This window comes from Guptibacillus hwajinpoensis (assembly GCF_005144865.1).
Lineage (GTDB): Bacteria > Bacillota > Bacilli > Bacillales > Guptibacillaceae > Guptibacillus > Guptibacillus hwajinpoensis_A.
On sequence record NZ_SWFM01000002.1, the window covers coordinates 1 to 22,118 of the forward strand.

Genomic DNA, 22,118 nt, shown 5'->3' on the forward strand with positions numbered 1-22,118 from the left:
CAAAAGTAAAGCGGAAGCGCCCCGTTTAAACCCGGCAGGCACTGGAAGCTTTCAAAATGAACACGGTCTATGTGTTCAGATTGAAAGGTGAAGTGACCGAGGGTTTGGGGTGCAGTAGCTGGAACAAAAGTAAAGCGGAAGCGCCCCGTTTAAACCCGGCAGGCACTGGAAGCTTTCAAAATGAACACGGTCTATGTGTTCAGATTGAAAGGTGAAGTGACCGAGGGTTTGGGGTGCAGTAGCTGGAACAAGTAAAGCGAATGCGCCTGTTCACCCCGACAAGCGCTGGAGCCTTTCAATCTGAACAACAAAAAAAGACAGTCCGTGTTGGGCTGTCTTTGTGATGCATTCATTAATGTTTAATGGCTTCTTTCAGAATAACCGTAGCTTGATCTAACTCAACATCTTTCGTTAGAACAATTTCACTTATGAGAAACTGCTGGGCATTCTCCAGTAGTTTTTTATCGTCTGTACCTAGAGGTCGTTTCTTGTTTAGGGCAACGAGCTCACGGATTACTTCCACATGATTGTGAATGTCTCCGGTTTTAAGCTTGTTCATATTATCCCGATAACGCTGGTTTCTATTTGCACTTGGCTCTTCTACTTCCACTTCTTCATTGAACGAAGTAAGAACTTGGTCCATCGTGCTTGCATCCGATACTTCACGGATTTTCAAGTTTTCCGTCTTACCCTTAGGAATCATAACTTGAATATCACGAAAAGGCATATTAAGAATATAATAGAGCTGTGTTTCGCCCAGTATTTCCTTTTCCTCGATTGCTTCAACTATACCTGCACCGTACATGGGATAAAATATTTTATCGCCTACTTCAAACAAGCGCCCACCCCCAAATTTATAAATTATAGCACATCTCCTATTATAACATAAACCTTTAATTTGTACGAATTAAACATTTTTTTCATTCGGTTCATATGTTTGATTGCTTCATATAATCTCTATTACAATAATAGGAAAATAGTGTTGAGGACAGCATTGGAGGCGGTTACAAAATGAATATCGGAATGATTAGTTTTTGGCATGTTCATGCAAAAGATTATGCGAAAGAAGCAGAGTTGCATCCTGATACGTCGATCAAAGGAATCTGGGATGAAGATGAGGAGCGTGGTAGGAAAGAGGCGGAACTTCGTCAGGTTGATTACATAAACAAGCTTGATGACCTTTTAGGAATGAAAGAAATCGATGCGGTCGTTGTTGGGTCACCAACAAACACCCATAAAGAAATTATGATGAAAGCTGCAAGGGCAGGTAAACATATCTTTACTGAAAAAGTGCTTGCTGCAACAGAGGAAAAAGCACTTGAAATTCTAGAAGCTGTTAAAGAATCAGGTGTTAAATTATTTGTTTCCCTACCTCGTGTTTATGATGGTTACACTGAAGCAATTCAGGAGCTGATTAAGTCAGGGGAGCTTGGGGATATTACACAAACGCGAATCCGTCTTGCTCATAATGGGGCTACAGCCGATTGGCTTCCACAACATTTCTATAATAAAGAGGAGTGTCAGGGTGGGGCGCTTATTGATCTCGGATGTCATCCAGTCTACTTAACACGGTTGTTTCAAGGGATGCCAAATCGTGTCACAACTCAATTCGGTTACGTAACGAAAAAAGCTGTTGAAGATCAGGCTGTTGTCACGTTCGGTTACAATAACGGTTCTTATGGTATTGCAGAGACAGGGTTTGTAACAGCACATTCTCCATTTTCGATAGAGGTACATGGAACAAAGGGTACAGCTCTTTACGGAGTTCCAGATAAAAGGCTTCTCAAAAAAATAGGTAGTGAGTGGGAAGAAGTTGCTATTCCATCAGATCGTCCTTCGCCATTTTCACAGTGGGTCGATCATGTTCAAAGAGATCATGGAACGGATGAAAATAATGCACTTGCGCTCGATTTAACGGTTCTTATGGAGGCCGCTTACCTGGCTGAAAAACATAAACGTGAAGTGGAAATAGGCGGGCGATAAGCTATTCTACATGTCAGTTGCGGTAATGTGTTACACTAACTTCGACTAATGATAATGAGGTGTCTTATGAATACATTCTTACAATATAATCCAACACGTCTTTATTTTGGGAAAGAACAAGTATCCCAAATAACTAGCGAAATTAAACAGGAAGCAAAAGTTCTTGTTGTTTATGGAGGAGGGAGCATTAAACGAAACGGCGTTTATGATGCCGTGATGGGTGAGCTTGAGAAAGTGAATGCAGAAGTTTACGAGCTTTCTGGTGTAGAACCAAATCCTCGACTTACGACTGTTGAAAAAGGATCTGCAATTTGCAAGAAAGAAAGTATTGATTTTCTATTAGCTGTTGGCGGAGGAAGTGTTATTGACTGTACAAAAGCTATTGCAGCTGGTGCACATTACGAAGGTTCAGCATGGGATTTGATTACACAAAAAGAGCCGATTGAATCTGCACTTCCTTTTGGAACAGTCCTTACACTTGCGGCAACTGGCTCAGAAATGAATTCCGTCTCTGTTATTACAAACTGGGAAACGAAAGAAAAGCTCGGCTGGGGATCACCACATGTGTTTCCAACGTTTTCTGTATTAGACCCAACGTATACATTCTCTGTACCAGAAAACCACACCGTTTATGGCATTGTAGACAGCATGTCTCATGCACTTGAACACTATTTCCATCGTACACCAAATACACCAATGATCGATGGATTTATTGAATCGTTACTTCGTACTTCTATTCAAACCGGACCCAAGTTACTAGCTAACCTTGAATCTTATGAAAACCGTGAAACGATGATGTACATTAGTACTACGGCATTCAACGGTACGTTAAGTAACGGAACAGATGGGGGAGATTGGGCGACACACCGCATTGAACACGCTGTATCAGCCGTTTATGACATTCCCCACGGTGGTGGCTTAGCGATTCTGTTCCCGAATTGGCTTGAACACGTGTTGGAAGAAGACCCTTCCCGTGTGAAACAGCTTGCTATCAATGTTCTAGGTATATCTGCTGAAGGTAAAAGTGATTATGACATTGCAGTAGAAGGAGCTAAAGCTCTTCGCCAGTTCTGGAATTCCCTTGGTGCACCGTCTCGCCTTGCTGATTATGACATCGATGAATCTGAATTTGATAGTATGATTGAGAAAACGTTTATCAAGCCTGGCGTTGGAACTTATAAAGAGCTAGACCGAGAGAGTGTAAGAGACATTCTGAAACGTTCTCTTTAATTAGAAAGCAGCATGGCGTAGTCGCCATGCTGCTTTTTTTACATCAGATTATTCAGTGATGGATATATGTCGAAATGCCTTCACATCGAAGAGTCCGAGATCTGTTAATTTAAGATCAGGAATAACAGGGAGACTTAAAAAAGAGAGCGTTAAAAACGGGTTGAAATGAGATGGAGCTTCAATCAACGCGAGAGCTTTATCAAGATTTTCTAGGTCTTTATCTAAAGAGCGATATTCTTTATCGGATAATAGGCCTGCGATCGGTAGCGGGATCTCTCCGATTACTTTCTCATCTTGAATGACAACCAATCCACCTTGCATATCTTGGATAACCTTGGCTGCTTTGATCATATCAAGGTCATTTGTGCCTGCAATAATGAGATTATGCGAATCATGCCCAACAGTGGAAGCGATGGCGCCTCTTTTAAATTTAAGTCCTTTTACAATACCGAGTCCGATATTCCCAGTATGATGATGGCGCTCAATGACAGCGAGCTTCATGAGATCGTTTTTTGCTGATGGCATAAAAGCATTGTCATTGTCCCGATCCACATCAATCTTGAGTTTGTTCGTCACAAGTTGATTAGGAATAATCTCAATTACATTAGCTTTTCCTTCATCTACAGAAAGTCTCAGGTTATCTTGGGTTAGTTCAGGGATATGAACCGAGTTCAAGATAGCTTCAGCTGGCATTTTCTTAGTACCCACTTCTGTTGAACCATTTTCAGCTACAAGTTTACCCCCTCGATATACGTGTTCAATGGAGAAAGATTCAAGGTTGTCAAGTAGCAGAAAATCAGCATCATGACCTGGTGCAAGAGCTCCTTTTGTTTTTAGTCCATAACATTCAGCTGCATTTAGTGTTGCCATCTGTATTGCGAGAAGTGGATTCATACCATGCTTGATCGCCAGTCTAATATTATGATCGACGCTACCTTCTTTAAGAAGATCATTCAGGTGCTTATCGTCCGTACAGAACATAAACCGCCTGGCGTTTCGCTCTGTTACTGCTGGAAGAAGCTGTTTAAGGTTCTTCGCAACCGATCCTTCACGAATCAATACATACATTCCTCTGCTGATTCTCTCTAATGCTTCATCAGCTGTTATACATTCATGGTCTGTATCAATTCCTGCCGATTTGTAAATGTTTAAGGCACGTGAGTCGAGTCCTGCAGCATGACCATCAATCTTTTTCTTATTCAAATGAGCATCATGGAGTTTTTGCATCATGGAATCTGACGTTTCGGCAACAGAAGGATAGTCCATCACTTCTGCAAGCCCAAGAACGCGTTCGTGTTGATAGAAAGGTTTAAGGTCTTTAGCTGTAAGTGTGGCTCCTGCATTCTCGAACGAAGTAGAAGGAACGCTTGAAGGGAGCATGAAGAAGATATCCATTGGCACAGATTCAGAGTCATCAAGCATAAAAGATAGGCCTTCTGATCCACAAACATTCGCAATCTCGTGGGGATCCGTTACGACTGCTGTCACACCATGAGGAAGCACTGCTTTTGCAAATTCAGTTGGTGTAACCATGGCAGATTCTATATGAACATGTGCGTCGATAAGAGAGGGGACAACGTATTTTCCCTCTGCATCGATTATTTCGGCACCATCGAACTTTCCGATTCCCGCAATAACGCCATCCACAATTGCCACGTCTGTTTTAATTAGTTCAAGGTTATAGCTATCAAGTACGTAACCATTTTTGATAACTGTATCAGCAGGGCGTTTACCTGCTGCTGTTTGAATTCGTTTCCTTAATTTATCCATTATCTTTCTCCTCTCAATCTAGACGATTACGCCTGACAGAGGATGACAGATTCGTTTACTTATCCCAGAATTGTCACCGTAGTCAAACCATTTGTGGTAGTTTGGTAGAAACTTTTGGACCATATCTCCAAAGATATACGAAACCTGGTGCGTTTTAGCGTATTTTATAGCCCTCTTTCCTTTACGTCAATAGCATGGGCGTCTGAAGTTCCCAAAATACTTTAATAAGGTTATTGATAAAAAGGTTAAATACAAGTAAACTACAAGTAGGAATAATTTCATAGGTAAAAAGAAAGCGCTTTTTTTATCGGTAATTGAGCAAACGTTTGCACTTGGCTAGCTCACTTTAACTAATAGATGAGGGTGTAGTGAAATGAAAAAAATTTGGTGGAAAGAAGCCGTTGGTTATCAAATATATCCCCGGAGTTTTCAGGACTCCAATGGAGACGGCGTTGGTGATCTACAAGGAATCATTCAAAGACTTGATTATATCAAGGACCTTGGGGTTGATGTAATTTGGATTTGCCCAATGTACAAATCTCCAAACGATGATAATGGTTATGATATTTCAGATTATCAGGACATTATGGAAGACTTTGGTACGATGAAGGACTTTGATGCGCTACTTCAAGAAGTTCATAAGCGTGATATGAAGTTAATTATAGACCTTGTTTTAAATCATACAAGTGATGAACATGAATGGTTTATTGAATCTCGATCATCTAAAGAAGATCCTAAACGCGACTGGTATATTTGGCGTGATGGCAAAGATGGGAAAGAGCCAAATAACTGGGAAAGCATTTTTGGTGGATCAGCATGGGAATATGATAAGAAAACAGATCAATACTATCTTCATGTTTTCTCTACGAAACAACCGGATGTAAACTGGGAAAACCCTGACGTTCGCGTTGCTTTGTATGACACAGTTAACTGGTGGCTGGATAAAGGAATTGATGGTTTCCGAATTGATGCAATCAGCCATATTAAAAAACGCCCTGGTCTCCCTGATATGCCTAACCCGGCTAACAAGGACTATGTGTCCTCTTTTGATATGCATATGAATCAAAACGGCATTCAAGAATTCTTACAAGAATTCAAAGATGAAACGTATTCAAATTATGATGTGATGACAGTTGGGGAAGCCAACGGTGTAAGCATCGATGAAGCGGATCAGTGGGTAGATGAAAAAAACGGTAAGATGGATATGATTTTTCAATTTGAGCATCTCGGATTGTGGGATGCTGAAGAAAAGCCTGATCTTGATATTGTTTCATTGAAGAAGGTTCTAACTCGCTGGCAAAAGGGACTCGAAAACAAAGGTTGGAATGCACTTTTCGTTGAGAATCACGATAAGCCACGAGTTGTTTCAACGTGGGGCAACGATAAAGAGTATTGGAGAGAAAGCGCAACTTCAATGGGAGCGATGTACTTCCTAATGCAAGGAACTCCTTTTATCTATCAGGGCCAAGAAATTGGAATGACGAATGTTCAGTTTCCTTCCATCGAGGATTACGACGATGTTGCTGATAAGAATCGCTATCGTATTCAGCGCGCTGCAGGCGTCTCGCACGATGAAATTATGAGAGTAATTTGGGCATCATCGCGTGATAACAGCAGAACGCCGATGCAATGGAATAGTGATTCTAATGCAGGCTTCACTACTGGAGATCCGTGGATGAAAGTGAATCCGAACTATGTCGACATTAACGTGAAGAAGCAGGAACGGGACGAAGAGTCGATTCTATCATTCTATAAGAGAATGATTGAACTCAAGAAAAATAACTTAGTGTTCACTTATGGAAGTTATGACTTACTGCTTGAAGAAGATAAGCAAATCTACGCTTACACAAGAACAACGAAAGACGACAGAATGCTAGTTGTAACAAATTTATCAACCGAGCCAGCTGTATTTAAATCGGAGTTCATTATCGATGAAGATCAGCTTCTATTAAACAATTACGAAGTAAATCACGCATCAAACGAATCGATTGTTTTAAAACCATATGAAGCGAGAGTTTATCGACTAAATCGTGCATAGTGAGAAGCAGCCGGCATTCCGGCTGCTTCTTTCACATTTGAAAGAATAAGTCCACGAAGAATACAAATTTTGTAGAAAAACAGTGGGAAAAGAATAGATTTATTGAAAAATTTACCGTATAGTGTTGATTGGTGGGAGAAATGACCTGATTACATTTCCTCACTACATACTAGAATGATAGGGGGATATAAGATGAAAAAGTTGATTGTAGCATTATTTTCAGTAATGGCTCTATTCATGTTCATGGGCACAGGCGCGTTCGCAGCAGAAAGCACTAACGATGAAATCCTACATAAAATTGACGAAACAAACGTTAAGATTGAAGAAGAAATCCAATCCGCTCAAGAAGAAGGTGATGACCTTCTTGCTAAGCTTTCTCATGAAACAGCAAAGCTTGATGCTAAGGTAGAAGAAGCTCGTCAGGATGGCGAATCTGAAGAGGAACTTGCAGAGCTAGAGAACGAAGTGAAAACTAAAAAAGCTGAGCTTACTTCTAAATACAATGAAGAGCTTGATAAATTAATTGGTGATCTCATCGAGAGAACAAACAAAATGACGGCTGACATGATTGAAGAAGCAGCTGAAGAGGGCATTGAAGCTGAATGTTCATGGGTTTATGTTCAGATTGCAGATCGATGGGTTTGGGTTGATCCGATTAAGATTATTGGACCATGATCATAAAGGTACATCTTATTTTTAAAAGATGTACCTTTTTTTATATGATAGAAGTACTATATAATAAATGTATATGGAATAATGTTTCTCTAGGAGGGTAGGTTGTGAAAGGATTTTTTGTTGGTAGGAAGAATACGTCTCTTGAAAGTGTAGAACAGGAATCAGCCTCGCTCAGTCTATTAGCTAGGGGATCAGGTGTTGAATTTATGAAGCACACAATCAATAAAGATACAGCATTTTATATATATCCAGGCAATAGCCCAGATGTACTTGAATTTTTTTATATCCTTGAAGGTGAGATTAAATGTGAGGATCAAGACTTATTACTCGGATCTGGAGACTATTTTTCGGTTAAAAACCTAACTGAATTAGTATTTTTTGAAGCAATAAAACAAACTGACTTGTTATGGGTTGTTAATGAACCTACATTCGGACTGATTAGTGAGAATGTTTTCAAGTTAATAGAGATAGTAAAAAGCGTTGGAGAAAAAGATCTATACACGAAAGAACATAGTGATCGTGTCCAAAGTATGAGCATTAAAATTGGAAAGAAACTAAATTTATCGGCTGATGATATCGATAATTTGATCGTTGCCTCCATTCTACATGACGTTGGTAAAATCAATGTACCTGAAGAAATATTGAACAAACCCGGAAGTCTTACAGACGAAGAGTATGATTTAATGAAAAAACATCCGGTTGATGGAGCAGAGATGGTTAAAGATACATATTACGCTGATATAAGCACCATTATCCATCAGCATCATGAGCGCGTAAACGGTTCCGGTTATCCTGAAGGCCTTAAGGATGAGGAAATAACCATCGGCGCGAAAATTATAGGGGTAAGTGATTCCTACGATGCTATGACAGATGATCGCTCTTATCGAAAAGCGTACACACCTGAATATGCGATGAATGATATAAAGCGCCTTTCAGGCATTTTATACGATCCCAAGGTTGTAAATGCTCTTGAACAGGTGTTAATTGAAGATGGAGTTCTTAATAAGAAGCAGTAAAAAGAGGAAGATGAAATGACATCTTCTTTTTTGTTTGCATTGTTTCACGTGCAACATGGAAACTGGTATGATTGAACAAACTAATGAAACGTAAATGAGGAGAATGGTAACGTGGGTAAACAGTTAATTCTTGCGGAAAAACCTTCGGTGGGACGAGATATAGCGAGGGTCTTAAATTGTACAAAAGGTGGAAATGGATTTCTTGAAGGTGACAAGTATATCGTAACATGGGCGCTTGGACACCTTGTTACACTTGCTGATCCAGAGGTTTATGATACAGCTTATAAAACTTGGGACTTAGAAGCGTTGCCGATGCTTCCGTCACCACTAAAGCTTGTAGTCATTAAAAGGAGCGGAAAGCAATTTAGTGTTGTCAAAACGCAAATGAATCGCCAGGACGTGAGCGAAATTATTATTGCAACAGATGCGGGACGAGAAGGAGAACTTGTAGCGCGTTGGATTATTGAAAAGGCTCGTGCGAACAAACCGTTAAAACGTCTTTGGATTTCATCTGTGACAGATAAAGCGATACGGGAAGGATTTAAACAATTAAAAGATGCAGCACAGTATAAGAATTTATACTATGCTGCGGCAGCACGTTCAGAAGCAGATTGGTATGTTGGACTTAATGCTACTCGAGCGTTAACAACGAAATACAATGCACAGCTTTCAAGTGGAAGGGTTCAAACACCAACGCTCGCGATGATTGCAAAAAAAGAAGAAGAAATTAAATCGTTCAAGCCTGAGCGCTATTATGGTTTAGCTGCTGTTGTGGATGGTTTTACCCTGACATGGCGAGATGGTAAAACCAATGAATCACGTCTATTTAATAAAGAAAAGATAGATTCCTATTTGAAAAGCCTATCCGCGAAGTCTGCTCGAATTGAAGAAGTGAAAAAAACGAAAAAGAAAACCTTTGCGCCAGGATTATATGATTTAACAGAGCTTCAGAGGGATGCACATAAGCGGTTTGGCTTTTCTGCTAAGGAAACCCTTTCTGCGACACAGCGACTTTACGAGCAGCATAAGCTAGTGACTTATCCAAGAACAGATTCTCGTTTCCTTTCTTCTGATATGAAAGATACATTGAAGGAACGCCTTGAGGCAATCGCTCCTTATGAAAAAATGGCGAGAAAAGTTCTCGGGAAGCCAATTCAAACTGGCAAGCATATTATCGATGATGGGAAAGTATCTGATCATCATGCGATTATTCCAACAGAACAAACGCCGGTCATTCGCGAGTTAAGTGATAAAGATCGTAAAGTGTATGATTTGATTGTAAAGCGTTTTGTAGCAGCTCTTTATGCTCCATTTGAATATGAGCAGGTAACAGTTACGGCTACAATTGGTGATGAGCGGTTTGATGCAAAAGGCAAGCGTGTTTTAGCTGCCGGGTGGAAAGAAGTATACCAAACAGATGAGGCAGATGAGATACTCCCTGAACTCACAAAAGGACAGGAGCTTCGCGTCATATCATTAACAAGAACAGAAGGTACAACGAATCCACCTTCACGCTTTAATGAGGGAACACTCTTAACTGCTATGGAGAAGCCAGCTCAATTCCTCGGTAACCAGGATAAAAGGCTTGCTAAAACGCTAGGCGAAACAGGTGGTCTTGGTACCGTGGCAACACGTGCTGATATTATTGAGAAGCTTTTCAACAGCTTTTTAATCGAAAAAAATGGGAAGGATTTGTCTATTACTTCAAAAGGCAAGCAGCTACTAGAACTTGTACCTGAGGAACTTCAATCTCCTGCCCTCACTGCTGAGTGGGAGCAAAAGCTTGAAGCAATAGGCAAAGGGAAACTTTCGAAGCAGGCGTTCATTGAAGAAATGAAAGCATATGCGGATGAAACAGTGAAAAAAATCAAATCGAGCACGAAGAAATATAAGCATGATAACCTAACAGGAACGAAATGTCCTGATTGTGGAAACCTAATGTTAGAAGTGAAGAACAAAAAAGGTAAAATGCTCGTTTGTCAGGATCGCGAATGTGGCCATCGTAAAGGGAAAAGCAAAGTAACGAATGCCCGTTGTCCGAAATGTAAAAAGAAACTTGAGCTTCATGGTCAAGGAGACGCCCAAACATTTATTTGCAAATGTGGCCATAAAGAAAAGCTTTCATCGTTTAACGAGCGACGAAAAAAGGAAAAGAATAACAAAGCATCGAAGAGAGACGTATCAAGCTATATGAAAAAACAGGGCAATGATGAACCGGTAAACACCGCCTTAGCTGATGCACTTGCTAAATTAAAACTAGATCAGGACAAGTAACAGGGAGCAGGGAAGCCTGCTCCCTTCATTCTTATATAGCCCTTCATGGAGAGAGCCTAAAGTTGCCGTTTAGGTATCCAACCATGTAAAATAAAGCGGATTGTGTTCCATTGAGTTAGGAGCCTATTATACTAATATCAGAAGTCATGAGCATATTTTCAACCATTTCTGTTCGTTTCGCTTATAGTGAAGTAATACTTAGAATACTGAAAAAGAAACATGAGAAACGATGATTCGTTTCAAATAAGGAGGCTGTCCATGGTCGATTCAATCTTATTCAATATTATGCTTGTTGGTGTTCTTGGCATCTTTTCGCAGTGGATTGCCTGGCGTTTCCATTTGCCCGCCATTGTCGTTATGTCGATAATTGGCCTATTAGTGGGACCGATTTTTGGGTTTCTTCATCCAGAAGATGTGTTTGGAGGATTATTTGATCCATTTGTATCAATTGCAGTAGCAATCATTCTTTTTGAAGGAAGTTTAAATCTTGATTTTCGAGAGATCAAAGGGCTTGGGCGACCAGTCGGAAGAATTGTAACTGCAGGAGCTTTTCTAGCATGGCTCCTTGGTTCCCTATCAGCTCATTATGTAGCAGGTCTTTCCTGGGGTGTAGCGTTTGTTATTGGTGGATTATTTATCGTAACTGGACCAACGGTTATTCTCCCACTGTTAAGACAGGCTAAGCTAAAACCAAGGCCAGCTAAAATATTGAAATGGGAAGGGATCATAGTTGATCCGTTAGGTGCACTTCTTGCTGTATTTGCTTTTGAAATCATTAAATTCTTAAAAGTAGAGGAAGCAACCGCAACCGCGCTACTAATTTTCTTCCTTGGTTCACTCTTTGCAACACTTTTTGGATTCCTATGTGGACGAGGAATTGGTTGGATGTTCGAGAAGGGCTACGTACCAGAATTTTTAAAGTCCCCTGTTGTTTTTGCTGTCGTAATTATGTGTTTCTCGGTAGCAGATGAAATCACTCATGAAACAGGACTGTTAGCTGTTACTGCCATGGGTATTACGCTTGCAAACATGCACATTTCATCTATTGACGATATGAGGCATTTTAAAGAGAATATCTCGGTTCTTCTCATCTCAACTATCTTTATTATGTTAACAGCATCGCTTTCTGTTGATACATTGCTTGAAATTTTCCACTGGCAAATTCTCGCTTTTGTACTACTTATGCTATTTGTAGTAAGGCCACTATCGATTTGGCTATCTACGATTGGAACAGATCTTTCCTGGCAGGAAAAAACACTTGTAGGATGGATTGCTCCTCGAGGAATCGTTGCGTTGACTGTCGCAAGTTATTTTGCGAGCGTGTTACTTGAGGCAGGATTTGAAGATGCGAAGATTTTGATGTCACTCACTTTTGCGCTCGTATTCGCAACGGTAGTAGTCCATGGTTTCTCGATTCGCTGGACGGCTGAGAAGCTAGGGCTTGCAAGCGATGGACAACCCGGCGTTGTTATTGTAGGAGGTAGTACCTTCTCAACGGCCCTTTCTAAAACACTTACTGAGTTGAAAATTCCAGTTCTAGTGACAGATTCATCCTGGCAAAGGTTAATAACGACGAGAAAAGCAGGTGTTCCTTTTTATAGAGGGGAAATTCTATCTGAACAAACGGAATACCGACTAGATCTAACACCATACGAATATATGCTTGCAGCAACTGAATTGGACTCATATAATGCTCTCGTATGTACTACGTTTGTTCCTGAAATAGGTCGAAATAATCTCTTCCAATTGAGCCTTAGAAACGATCGGGGAGACGATTTAGAAGAGCTTGTCCATACAATAGGTGGACGTGTCGCATTTAAAGAAGGAGCGACATGGGAGAGTCTCAATCGTAAAGTTGAGAGCGGGTATGTCTTCCGTAAAACGAACATTACGCAACAATACTCTTATGATAAATACCTTGATGAAACTGATGATGAAACAATCATGCTCTTTCTTAAGAAGCCGTCTGGAAGTCTTGAATTCTTTGCGCATGATTCTCAGACACAAGCTGAAGCAGGAGACGTTATCGTTAGCCTCATGCCACCAAGTAAAGAGTTTAATCGAATTAGAGAAAAGTTAGATAAGCAGCGAAATGGCGATAAGAATGAAAAAGAGAAACAAGAATAGAACTAAGGGAATCAGGTACGTACCTGATCCCCTTAGTTTTTTTATGTTAAACGAGTTAATTCTTCTTGCAAATATGCTCTCCGATCACGAATGTAGGTAAGAATGAACTCTGGCTCTGAGTCAAAATACCCTAATTTAGTTTTTTGAAAGCTGTCTTCCATTACATATGGTCTTAGCGTTTGATGGTGTTTACGAATTTCAGGTTCTAGGGCTTGTTCTGTAAAAATTGTTTCTAGAATATAGTCCATTCTTTCTCGATACTGTTCCTTCAAAGAAGGGCAGTCCAAGATTCGTGCAGTCAATGTATTATAACCAGTAATAGGAATGTAGTCGTATTCCATTAATCGTCCGTTTATATCTCTACCCCACGTTGCATCATAATCCCACGGTATGACTTCAAATCGACCGGTCGCTCGATTCCTATAAAGGGCATAATTCTGGATAAAGGCGTCAAAATTCTGAGTACAAACTACTCCGCAAAGCCAGTTAATATATTTCTCTACATCGATAAGGTTGTTGGCTTCTCTAACAAAATCTTCTCTTTTTAACGTATTTATCTTATATATAAGTACTTGTAAAGCAACATCATCTTCATCTGAACCAAATTTTCTTTTATAACCATCCATTAGTGATCTCTTGGGTTTATAGTCGTCTGGACGAATTAGAGAAAAGTTTGCATCATCATTCTGGGCATAGAAAATACCACCTTCTGGTAGGGAGTTATTAATCAGGTAGTATTCATCAATTGAATCTAATTTCAAGTAGATACTTTTGTATAAATCGTTAAGTGTTAAAATAATGTGCTCCGACTTTGGGGTAAGAACCTGAAGTTTACTAAATAAATCAAATGAAAGTTTGCTTCTAAGAAGCGAATAATCATTATACTCAGCATTCAGGTGTATGGTTTTTTGATCATGAAACGCTTCAGGCTTGTCGAATTCAACTTCGAACGATTTTTTCTTTAATTTTCGCGTATGAGCACCACGGTATCCAGTATTTACGGAGTAATCACGATCGCCAACTTTTAGAGTAGCTGGGACAAGCCGGTCGTTCCACTTCTCTTTATTAAGTTTCTTCAATCCTTTCGCGTCAATCAATAGTTTATATTCAGGTATTTTCATTTGTAGAAAGGCCTCTCTTTCGTAAACGTCTGCTAATAAAGTATGAACAGGAAAACGGTGTTGCTACATATAAGGGAAAAAGTGGAGTTTTAATAGAGTGTAGAACAAGCTCTTTTATTCTACATATGATGTAGTAATGCTAGCGCAGATGTAATTGAAAGGAGAAGAAATGATTGGAGAATAACTTAATGAATATCGAGGATTTAGTACAGCAGGCTCAAGAAGCTGGACTTGCGAGTTTTATGATTCAAAACCCAGTTGAAGCAAGAGGTGGGAAGCGGAAACGTGGAAAAAAACGTTCAAGCGGTGGCAGAAGCAGAGGTCGCCGTTCGAGTAGACGAAGAAGTAGTGGCTTTTGTTCCAGCGGACGAAGAGGTACTGGCCGTCGTTCAGGCAGACGAAGAGGTACTGGTCGCCGTAGCAGTGGAAAACGTTCAAGCAGTTGTTTTAAAAATGGATCGTTGTTCGATTAATACTAAAGGTACAAGCCCTTATTTAAGTAACTTTTTATAAGGTGCTATTTCAGTTACATCATAGATTGAAAGACTGATGGTTCGCTCCATCAGTCTTTTTTGAGGCTGCTTTCTAAAAGGTTGTTGTTTTTGAAAGAGGTTTTGTATTAAAAAACCACACTTAGCTGAAGCGGAATTCAAATCTTTATAGCAACTAAGTCTACGAAATTATCCGTTTATATGTGATATGCTAATCAAAAAGAGTAGTGGGGGCTTCCTTATGTATGATGTCGCAATCATTGGGGCTGGAGTAAGTGGGATCTTTATGGCTTACAAACTAACGCTTGAGCATCCGGAGTACAACATTATTATGATTGATAAAGGGAAGCAGCTTTCTGAGAGAACGTGTAAAGCTGAGTCCAAAAGTAGTTGCAAATGTGAGGTTTGTGATCAATACATAGGATTTGGTGGACTTGGTAAGTCTGAAGGAAAATTTAATTACACGAATGACTTTGGTGGAAGTCTTGGTAGGAAAATAGGTAATCAAAAAGCTGAGGCGCTTATGTCTGAAGTAGATGATGTCATTTGCTCTTTTGGAGGTAATGAAACAGAGCTTTATCATACTCATAGCCCAAACTTACAACAACGAGCAGAGATTCATGGATTAAAAGTATTAACTACTTCTGTAAGACATCTTGGAACAGCTCTTTCTACTGCCGTTTTTCAGAAACTATATAACTATCTTTCAAAGCGGATCGATATGTGGTTCGAGACGGATGTTTCTTCAATAAACAAAGACGGTTCATTCGTTCTCGAAACAAACCATGGCACTGTCATTACAGAAAAAGTTGTGATTTCTACTGGCAATAGCGGTGGCCAATGGATGTACAAGCATTGTGAGAAATTGGGACTCAAACCTGGCCCTTCTCGCATTGATTTAGGTTTGCGTGTTGAAATGCGTGGTAACCAGCTTGATCAAATTTTGAAAGAAGCATTTGAGACAAAGCTCCATATTGCAGGGGAAGGGTATGAAGGTACGACCTATTGTATGAATCCAAATGGAAGGATTATTCGAAAGTATCAGCATGGTCTAGTCATGCCGGATGGGCAGAATAAGCGTGAAGAAAAGACGCCAGGAAGTAATTTAAACTTTACGTTATTTGTTCCTTCATTCTTTGATACCAAGAAAGAGGCCGATCAATTTGCTGAGAAAGTTATTGGAGGCATTAATCAGAAGAGGGCACGAATTGTAGTACAACGTGTTCAGGATTTGAAGAATGGCAGACCTACTAACGATTCCGTGATCGCTCAGAATACAATTCAGCCCTCTTTAGAAGCTGAGGGTGGGAGCTTAGTAGATGAAGTACCTCAGAAATTTGTGAGAGCTCTTCTAGAATTTCTAGATGCTCTTCAAAATCTGCTAGGAGAGCCAATAGATGATGATACAGTAGTTTACGGAATGGACGCTAAATTCTATGAACCAAAGATTAGAACGAATGAGCAATTCGAAACGGAAGTACCTGGACTTTATTTAATTGGTGATTGTTCTGGAGAAACACATTCTTTATCTCAAGCTGCTGCAAGCGGTTTGTGTGCAGCAGAAAGCATATGAAAAAAGATCGGCTCATGGCCGATCTTTTGTTTGCGAACTAAGGTTTTATGAAACCGGTGACTCAGATAGTGATTTTTCCCTTTTTGAAAAAAACTTAAGTGTGAAAATGGACAACGCGATAATAGCAATAAGAGATAACCCAATATAGAGGTTACTATAAATAAGGTTATCGCCCGTTCTTGATAGGGGGTTCATGGTAAGTTCCACATTTTTCATATCAAGAAGACGTCCAAAAATAGCTGAGCTAAAAGCGCCTGCCATGAAGTTCAATAAATTAAATATACCCATTCCGACGCCATTCTGATTATCTGGAAGGATGGTCGAAAGCAAGTCTGCCGTAGAACTTTGGATAAGAGGGAAGCCAAGGTAGGCAATTAATAGACAAGGGGCAATGACCCATGCATTATAGCCCGAAAAGGTTGATATAAAGAATGTTCCACTCGCAATGAGGATAAGAGCGAGTTTAACAACAACCGTGGCGCCTTTTTGCTCGATAATTTTTCCGCCAACTTGACCAATCAAGCCAGCTGCCATTGCGCCAGGAAAGAGTACAAGCCCAATGTTTAACGTAGACAATCCATTCAAATCCCGGAGCATAATCGGAATAACAAAGATTAGTCCAAATAAAGCGGATGTTCCTAGGAAACTAGTAAGAACGGTGATGGTGTATTTTGTGTTCTTTAGTATAACTGGATCTATAAAAGGATTTTTGATTGTGAATGTTCTCCATAGGAAGACAATGAAGAAGACGATAAAAGTTACGAGTAAATACCAATTCAACATCGTAATGTAAAACAATAGGGATGCAACGGAAATTGCCATGAGAGCTGCTCCTGGTAAATCGATGGATCCTTCACGTTTTTCTTCATCTGGAAGCCACTTTCGGAACAGCGGTATAGCAAGTGCCGTTGCCACTGAGAATAGAAAGAGGAAGCGCCAGTTCAATGTACCGCCGACAACGCCACCAATAATTGGCCCAATTCCAGATGCGAAAGCAACGGTAGAAGAAATCAATCCGAAGACCCGTCCTTTTTCTTTGGGGAGAAAACGAATTGGAACGATGAAAGCAAGTGCTGGGATGGTAGCTCCTCCTACTGCCTGAAGAATACGTGCTGCGAGAAGAGTTGGATAGTTCGGTGAAAGGAATCCAATAAAAGCACCTAGCGAGAAGATACTAATTCCAATTGTAAACAGTGTTTTAATTGGATAGATGTCAGCAAGCTTTCCGTACATCAATGAGCCAATTGCAAATACTAGAATATAAGCCGTTAAAACCCAGCTTACTTCTGAAGGGCTAAGGTTAAATGATGCCGCGATATCAGGAATAGCTACATTAAACATCGTTCCGTTCATAACGGCGAAAGCAAGAATTGTACAAACAAGGATAATAAGCCTCTTTTTTGCAGATGCATCTAACGTTGCATGTTGGTATTCATTTGGTTGAGTCATAGTTACCCTTCTTTCCATTTATACCGCCATTTATGATGGCGGGTGAGGTTTATTTACCTCAAATGTCTTTCAATTTATTTAGTGACACGAAATAATGCATAGACCTTTTTATCATAGAGGCTAATGAAATGAATGTAAAACATGTTGCCTTACGCATTTTAATAAGGCTACATGTTTTTCCAGTTATAGACAACCATTTGCATTTCGATTATGATGAGATTGGAGAATCTGCTCAAGTGGAGGAACGGTTATGCCAACTATTAAAGATGTTGCGAAGCGCGCTGGTGTTTCACGAACAACTGTATCAAGAGTTCTTAACGACAATGGCTACGTCAGCCATGAAGCTAGACAGCGTGTAGTAGAAGCGGTTAAAGAGATGGGATATATTCCTAGCGCTCATGCTAAGACGATGCGAACGAAGCGATCGGGCGTTATTGGTGTCATTCTACCTAGAATTAGCACTGAAACAGCTAGTAGAGTTGTAAATGGAATTGAAGAAGAATTGGCAGCTAATGGCTATCAAATTCTATTAACAAACACCCAATTGAAACCTGAGAAGGAAATTGAAAATATTAAACTATTGAAAAGTCGTCAGGTAGACGGCATTATTTTACTTGCTACAAATCGAAATCAAGATTTGCTTGAAACGATTGCTGACTTATCGATTCCTTTTGTTGCACTTGGCCAGGAACTTACGGGTGTCACATCCGTTGTGTATGATGATTACAATTCAGCATTTGACGTAACAGAGTCCTTCATTTCTAAAGGACATCAAGATATTGCTTTTATCGGAGTACCTGAAACAGATCATGCTGTTGGGGTCGTTCGTAAGCAAGGTTATCTAGATGCAATGGCAAAGCATCATCTTCCTGTTAAAGAAGAGTGGATTCAGCATGGAAACTTCAGCTTTGAATCGGGCTATCAAGCAGCGAAACAGTTAATGGAAGATACACATTTTAAGCCAACAGCCCTTTTTGCAGTAACTGATCGAATGGCCATTGGTGCACTTGGTTATTTGAAAGAAAAGCAAATTGACGTTCCGGGTGAAGTAGCGTTATTTGGTATAGGAGCATCGGATTTATCACTGCATGTAACACCACCGTTATCGACCGTAGACTATTTCAACGAAGATGCTGGCCAAAAGACTGCTCAGCTTATCTTGGAGCAGTTAACAGGAAAAGTGGGTGAAAAAGAAAAAATAAAACTTAACTATAGACTTATAAAAAGAGATAGTGTATAGTAGCTTTTGAAAGCGATGTCACTTCTTTTTTCAACGATGTGGAATCGTTCACACATGTAATGAAATGTCTTTTACAAGAAACACTGGGAATAGAATCAAGAAAATGTAAACGCTCGCATTCATTTTCTAAGCAATATGGAATCGATACCACATTAAGTGAACATATCGGAGGGGGATATTAATATGGCGACAAATCGTGAAATTGCGCAGGAAGTTATTGAAGCAATTGGTGGACAGGAGAATATTCAATCAGTTGCGCACTGTGCAACAAGACTTCGCATCATGGTTCATGATAAAGAGAAAATTGATCAAGAAAGAGTAGAAGGGGTTGAGAAAGTAAAAGGTGCTTTCTATAACTCTGGGCAGTATCAAGTGATTTTTGGAACAGGAACGGTTAACCGCATTTATGATGAGGTAACAGCACTAGGTGCAACAGGTTCAACGAAAGCAGATCAAAAAGAAGAGTCCGCTAAACAAGGCAATGCCTTCCAACGTGCGGTTCGTTCATTTGGCGACGTATTTGTTCCAATTATACCGGCATTAGTTGCAACAGGACTATTTATGGGATTACGTGGTCTCGTTCTTCAAGAACAGATCCTTGCGCTTTTCGGATTAACACCAGCGGACATTTCGGATAACTTCATCTTATTTACACAAGTATTAACGGATACAGCCTTTATCTTCTTACCTGCACTTGTAGCCTGGTCAACGTTCCGTGTATTCGGAGGAAATCCAACGATTGGGTTAGTGCTTGGTTTAATGCTTGTAACACCTGCGCTTCCTAATGCGTGGGAAGTTGCAGCAGGTAATGCAGAACCGCTTAAGTTTCTAGGGTTCATTCCAGTTGTAGGTTATCAGGGTTCCGTTATTCCAGCTTTCGTTGCTGGTTTACTAGGTGCCAAGCTTGAGAAGCGAATTCGTAAAATGGTTCCAGAATCATTGGACTTAATTCTAACTCCGTTTCTTGTTCTGTTAATTATGATTACACTGTCGCTATTTGCGATCGGACCTATTTTCCATACCGTTGAAGAGTATATTATGGCAGGAACAATCTATATTCTTGATCTTCCATTTGGTTTAAGTGGATTGATTATTGGGTTCTTCCACCAGATTATCGTTATTACTGGTGTGCACCATATCTTTAATTTCCTTGAGATTCAACTTTTTGAAAACCTTGGCTTTAACCCGTTTAATCCAATTATCTCTGCTGCAATCGCAGCACAAGGTGGAGCTGCACTTGCAGTTGGTTTAAAAACGAAGTCGAAAAAGCTAAAGGCCCTTGCGCTTCCGTCTTCACTTTCTGCATTCCTTGGAATTACGGAGCCAGCAATCTTTGGTGTTAACCTTCGCTACATGAAGCCGTTTGTTATGGGACTTATCGGAGGTGCTGTCGGAGGATTTCTTGCTTCCCTATTTAAATTGAAAGCAACGGGTCTAGCCGTAACGGTAATTCCAGGTACACTGCTTTTCTTAAACAGCCAAATTTTCTTGTACCTTCTCGTTAACATCATTTCAATCGGTATCGCTTTTGGTTTAACATGGGCGTTCGGTTACAAAGACGGAATGCTTGATAAATAGAAATAACGAAGGGGTCCTCATAGAGTGGCCCCTTTTCAAAATATTAAAGATATAGGTGATAAATATGCTTGAGCGAAATGAAGAATTAAAAGAATTAGCGCTTAAAGAAATGGAAGCACACCGTGAAACAGTGGAGGGTGACCATCACCGTTCTCGTTTTCACCTCATGCCACCAGTAGGTCTATTAAATGACCCAAATGGATTTATTCAGTGGAATGGTGTCTATCATGTGTTCTTCCAATGGATGCCATTCAGTACTGATCATGGTGCCAAGTTCTGGGGACATTATACGTCAACTGATTTAGTTAATTGGAAGCTTGCTCCAACCGCTTTGGCTCCAGGGGATTGGTACGATAAAAACGGCTGTTATTCTGGTAGTGCAATCAGTCATGAAGATAAGATGCTGCTATTCTATACGGGTAATGTGAAAGATGAAGCCGGCAATCGTGAAACGTATCAGTGTCTGGCTGAATCAACGGATGGTATCCATTTTGATAAGAAGGGCGTTGTTCTAAATCTTCCAGAAGGGTATACCGCCCATTTCCGGGATCCGAAAGTATGGCAGCATTTAGATAAGTGGTATATGGTCATCGGAACGCAGAATCTAGACGAAGAAGGTAGAGTAGTACTATTCGAGTCTAGCGATCTAAAGAACTGGGATTTAAAAGGGGATGTAACAGCTTCAGGTCATCAAGAACTTGGCTCGTTCGGTTACATGTGGGAGTGTCCTGACTTATTTGAATTAGATGGAACAGACGTCTTGCTATTTTCTCCTCAGGGACTAGAGGCTGAGGGTGACTTATATCAAAATGTGTATCAAACAGGATACCTAACTGGCAAACTTGATTATGAAGAAGGAAAATTATTTCATGGCTCGTTTAATGAACTTGATCGTGGCTTTGAATTCTATGCTCCTCAAACGACACTTGATGAGAATGGACGACGCCTGTTAATCGGTTGGATGGGTGTTCCTGAACAGGGGGAAGAACATCATCCAACAAGAGAGCATAAATGGATTCATATGCTAACCATTCCACGTGAGCTGAACTATGTGAATGGCAAATTAATTCAACGCCCTGTGCCAGAACTAGAAGCATTGCGTCACCAAAAAGTAGAGAAAACGGCGAATCTTTCAAATGAAAAAATAGAATGGAGAGAAATGAACGGTACTGTTTATGAATTACTTCTACAACTTAGAAAAGTAGATGGTTCTTTCTCTATTCATTTCCGAAACCACGCTTCGATGATTTTTGATTCAGAAGAACAGAAACTTACATTTAAGCGAGAGAGCTTTATCGATGGCAAAGAGGAATCTCGTAGTTGTTCAATTGCAGAAGTAAGGGAGCTTCGATTCTTTGTAGATGCATCCTCAATCGAAGTGTTTGTAAATGGTGGAGAAGAAGTCTTCACGTCAAGAATTTTCCCAAGAGAAAATGAGGAAAGTCTTGTTTTCAAGGGCGTTGGTGAAGTTCATTTTGAAGCAACAAAATGGGGAATCAATTAATCTATTACAAAGTAAAGCCCCGGCATTCATTGCCGGGGCTTTTGATATT

At 40.1% G+C, this 22,118-nt stretch carries 16 protein-coding genes and 1 riboswitch; of the genes, 12 read left to right on the forward strand and 4 right to left on the reverse strand.

Features of this window, described 5'->3' with window-relative positions:
* Positions 1-352 precede the first annotated feature (352 nt).
* Positions 353-838, reverse strand: a complete 486-nt coding sequence (locus FBF83_RS07355) for a CarD family transcriptional regulator (RefSeq protein ID WP_048311180.1) — start codon at positions 836-838, stop codon at positions 353-355.
* Positions 839-1,011: 173 nt separating this feature from the next.
* On the opposite strand from FBF83_RS07355, the gene FBF83_RS07360 reads away from it, so the two are divergent.
* Entirely contained in the window at positions 1,012-1,983 is a 972-nt protein-coding gene (locus FBF83_RS07360; RefSeq protein WP_240688027.1) for a Gfo/Idh/MocA family protein, read from the forward strand.
* A 66-nt stretch (positions 1,984-2,049) separates the two neighbouring features.
* Complete coding sequence (locus tag FBF83_RS07365) at positions 2,050-3,213, forward strand: iron-containing alcohol dehydrogenase (protein WP_136946527.1); 1,164 nt, start codon at positions 2,050-2,052, stop codon at positions 3,211-3,213.
* A gap of 48 nt (positions 3,214-3,261) precedes the next feature.
* Here FBF83_RS07365 and ade read toward each other — a convergent pair whose 3' ends face one another.
* The gene (gene ade / locus FBF83_RS07370) at positions 3,262-4,983 is read right to left on the reverse strand and encodes an adenine deaminase (RefSeq protein ID WP_136946528.1); all 1,722 of its coding nucleotides are present in this window, start codon (positions 4,981-4,983) and stop codon (positions 3,262-3,264) included.
* A 59-nt stretch (positions 4,984-5,042) separates the two neighbouring features.
* A riboswitch (purine riboswitch) is annotated at positions 5,043-5,144 on the reverse strand.
* Positions 5,145-5,356: 212 nt separating this feature from the next.
* On the opposite strand from ade, the gene FBF83_RS07375 reads away from it, so the two are divergent.
* From FBF83_RS07375 to FBF83_RS07395, 5 genes are all read left to right on the forward strand, one after another.
* Positions 5,357-7,021, forward strand: coding sequence for a glycoside hydrolase family 13 protein (locus tag FBF83_RS07375; RefSeq protein ID WP_136946529.1), 1,665 nt, complete (start codon positions 5,357-5,359; stop codon positions 7,019-7,021).
* 192 nt (positions 7,022-7,213) lie between these two features.
* Positions 7,214-7,696 (forward strand): hypothetical protein, encoded by a 483-nt coding sequence (locus tag FBF83_RS07380; protein WP_136946530.1) that lies wholly within the window; start codon positions 7,214-7,216, stop codon positions 7,694-7,696.
* A gap of 104 nt (positions 7,697-7,800) precedes the next feature.
* Positions 7,801-8,712, forward strand: a complete 912-nt coding sequence (locus tag FBF83_RS07385) for an HD-GYP domain-containing protein (RefSeq protein WP_136946531.1) — start codon at positions 7,801-7,803, stop codon at positions 8,710-8,712.
* Positions 8,713-8,823: 111 nt separating this feature from the next.
* A complete protein-coding gene (locus FBF83_RS07390) occupies positions 8,824-10,986 on the forward strand; it encodes a DNA topoisomerase III (RefSeq protein WP_136946532.1) in 2,163 nt (720 codons plus the stop codon).
* A gap of 258 nt (positions 10,987-11,244) precedes the next feature.
* Complete coding sequence (locus FBF83_RS07395; protein ID WP_136946533.1) at positions 11,245-13,113, forward strand: cation:proton antiporter; 1,869 nt, start codon at positions 11,245-11,247, stop codon at positions 13,111-13,113.
* Positions 13,114-13,154: 41 nt separating this feature from the next.
* Here FBF83_RS07395 and FBF83_RS07400 read toward each other — a convergent pair whose 3' ends face one another.
* Positions 13,155-14,234: a CotH kinase family protein gene (locus FBF83_RS07400; protein ID WP_136946534.1), complete on the reverse strand. Its 1,080-nt coding sequence runs from the start codon at positions 14,232-14,234 to the stop codon at positions 13,155-13,157.
* Between the two features lie 173 nt (positions 14,235-14,407).
* Here FBF83_RS07400 and FBF83_RS07405 point away from each other — a divergent pair, with 173 nt between their 5' ends.
* Entirely contained in the window at positions 14,408-14,707 is a 300-nt protein-coding gene (locus FBF83_RS07405) for a hypothetical protein (RefSeq protein ID WP_136946535.1), read from the forward strand.
* A 259-nt stretch (positions 14,708-14,966) separates the two neighbouring features.
* Positions 14,967-16,298 carry an NAD(P)/FAD-dependent oxidoreductase gene (locus FBF83_RS07410; RefSeq protein ID WP_136946536.1) on the forward strand — a complete coding sequence of 444 codons (1,332 nt, stop codon included), beginning with the start codon at positions 14,967-14,969 and terminating at the stop codon, positions 16,296-16,298.
* Positions 16,299-16,343: 45 nt separating this feature from the next.
* On the opposite strand, the gene FBF83_RS07415 is transcribed toward FBF83_RS07410, so the two are convergent.
* Complete coding sequence (locus tag FBF83_RS07415) at positions 16,344-17,747, reverse strand: MFS transporter (protein WP_136946537.1); 1,404 nt, start codon at positions 17,745-17,747, stop codon at positions 16,344-16,346.
* Positions 17,748-17,997: 250 nt separating this feature from the next.
* Between FBF83_RS07415 and FBF83_RS07420 the strand changes: the two genes are divergently transcribed.
* The 3 genes from FBF83_RS07420 (at position 17,998) to FBF83_RS07430 (ending at position 22,069) form a co-directional block, all read left to right on the forward strand.
* Positions 17,998-18,987: a LacI family DNA-binding transcriptional regulator gene (locus FBF83_RS07420; RefSeq protein WP_136946538.1), complete on the forward strand. Its 990-nt coding sequence runs from the start codon at positions 17,998-18,000 to the stop codon at positions 18,985-18,987.
* Positions 18,988-19,170: 183 nt separating this feature from the next.
* Positions 19,171-20,565, forward strand: a complete 1,395-nt coding sequence (locus FBF83_RS07425) for a sucrose-specific PTS transporter subunit IIBC (RefSeq protein WP_136946539.1) — start codon at positions 19,171-19,173, stop codon at positions 20,563-20,565.
* A gap of 64 nt (positions 20,566-20,629) precedes the next feature.
* Positions 20,630-22,069, forward strand: coding sequence for a sucrose-6-phosphate hydrolase (locus tag FBF83_RS07430; protein ID WP_136946540.1), 1,440 nt, complete (start codon positions 20,630-20,632; stop codon positions 22,067-22,069).
* The last annotated feature ends 49 nt before the right edge of the window (positions 22,070-22,118 follow it).

What these genes read in the sequence shown, in the direction of transcription:
- FBF83_RS07420 (WP_136946538.1), top strand. Translation starts at nt 17,998, where the DNA reads ATGCCAACTATTAAAGATGTTGCGAAGCGCGCTGGTGTTTCACGAACA.
- FBF83_RS07415 (WP_136946537.1), bottom strand. Translation starts at nt 17,747, where the DNA reads ATGACTCAACCAAATGAATACCAACATGCAACGTTAGATGCATCTGCA.
- FBF83_RS07430 (WP_136946540.1), top strand. Translation starts at nt 20,630, where the DNA reads ATGCTTGAGCGAAATGAAGAATTAAAAGAATTAGCGCTTAAAGAAATG.
- FBF83_RS07365 (WP_136946527.1), top strand. Translation starts at nt 2,050, where the DNA reads ATGAATACATTCTTACAATATAATCCAACACGTCTTTATTTTGGGAAA.
- FBF83_RS07425 (WP_136946539.1), top strand. Translation starts at nt 19,171, where the DNA reads ATGGCGACAAATCGTGAAATTGCGCAGGAAGTTATTGAAGCAATTGGT.
- FBF83_RS07375 (WP_136946529.1), top strand. Translation starts at nt 5,357, where the DNA reads ATGAAAAAAATTTGGTGGAAAGAAGCCGTTGGTTATCAAATATATCCC.
- FBF83_RS07360 (WP_240688027.1), top strand. Translation starts at nt 1,012, where the DNA reads ATGAATATCGGAATGATTAGTTTTTGGCATGTTCATGCAAAAGATTAT.
- FBF83_RS07400 (WP_136946534.1), bottom strand. Translation starts at nt 14,234, where the DNA reads ATGAAAATACCTGAATATAAACTATTGATTGACGCGAAAGGATTGAAG.
- FBF83_RS07395 (WP_136946533.1), top strand. Translation starts at nt 11,245, where the DNA reads ATGGTCGATTCAATCTTATTCAATATTATGCTTGTTGGTGTTCTTGGC.
- ade (WP_136946528.1), bottom strand. Translation starts at nt 4,983, where the DNA reads ATGGATAAATTAAGGAAACGAATTCAAACAGCAGCAGGTAAACGCCCT.
- FBF83_RS07380 (WP_136946530.1), top strand. Translation starts at nt 7,214, where the DNA reads ATGAAAAAGTTGATTGTAGCATTATTTTCAGTAATGGCTCTATTCATG.
- FBF83_RS07410 (WP_136946536.1), top strand. Translation starts at nt 14,967, where the DNA reads ATGTATGATGTCGCAATCATTGGGGCTGGAGTAAGTGGGATCTTTATG.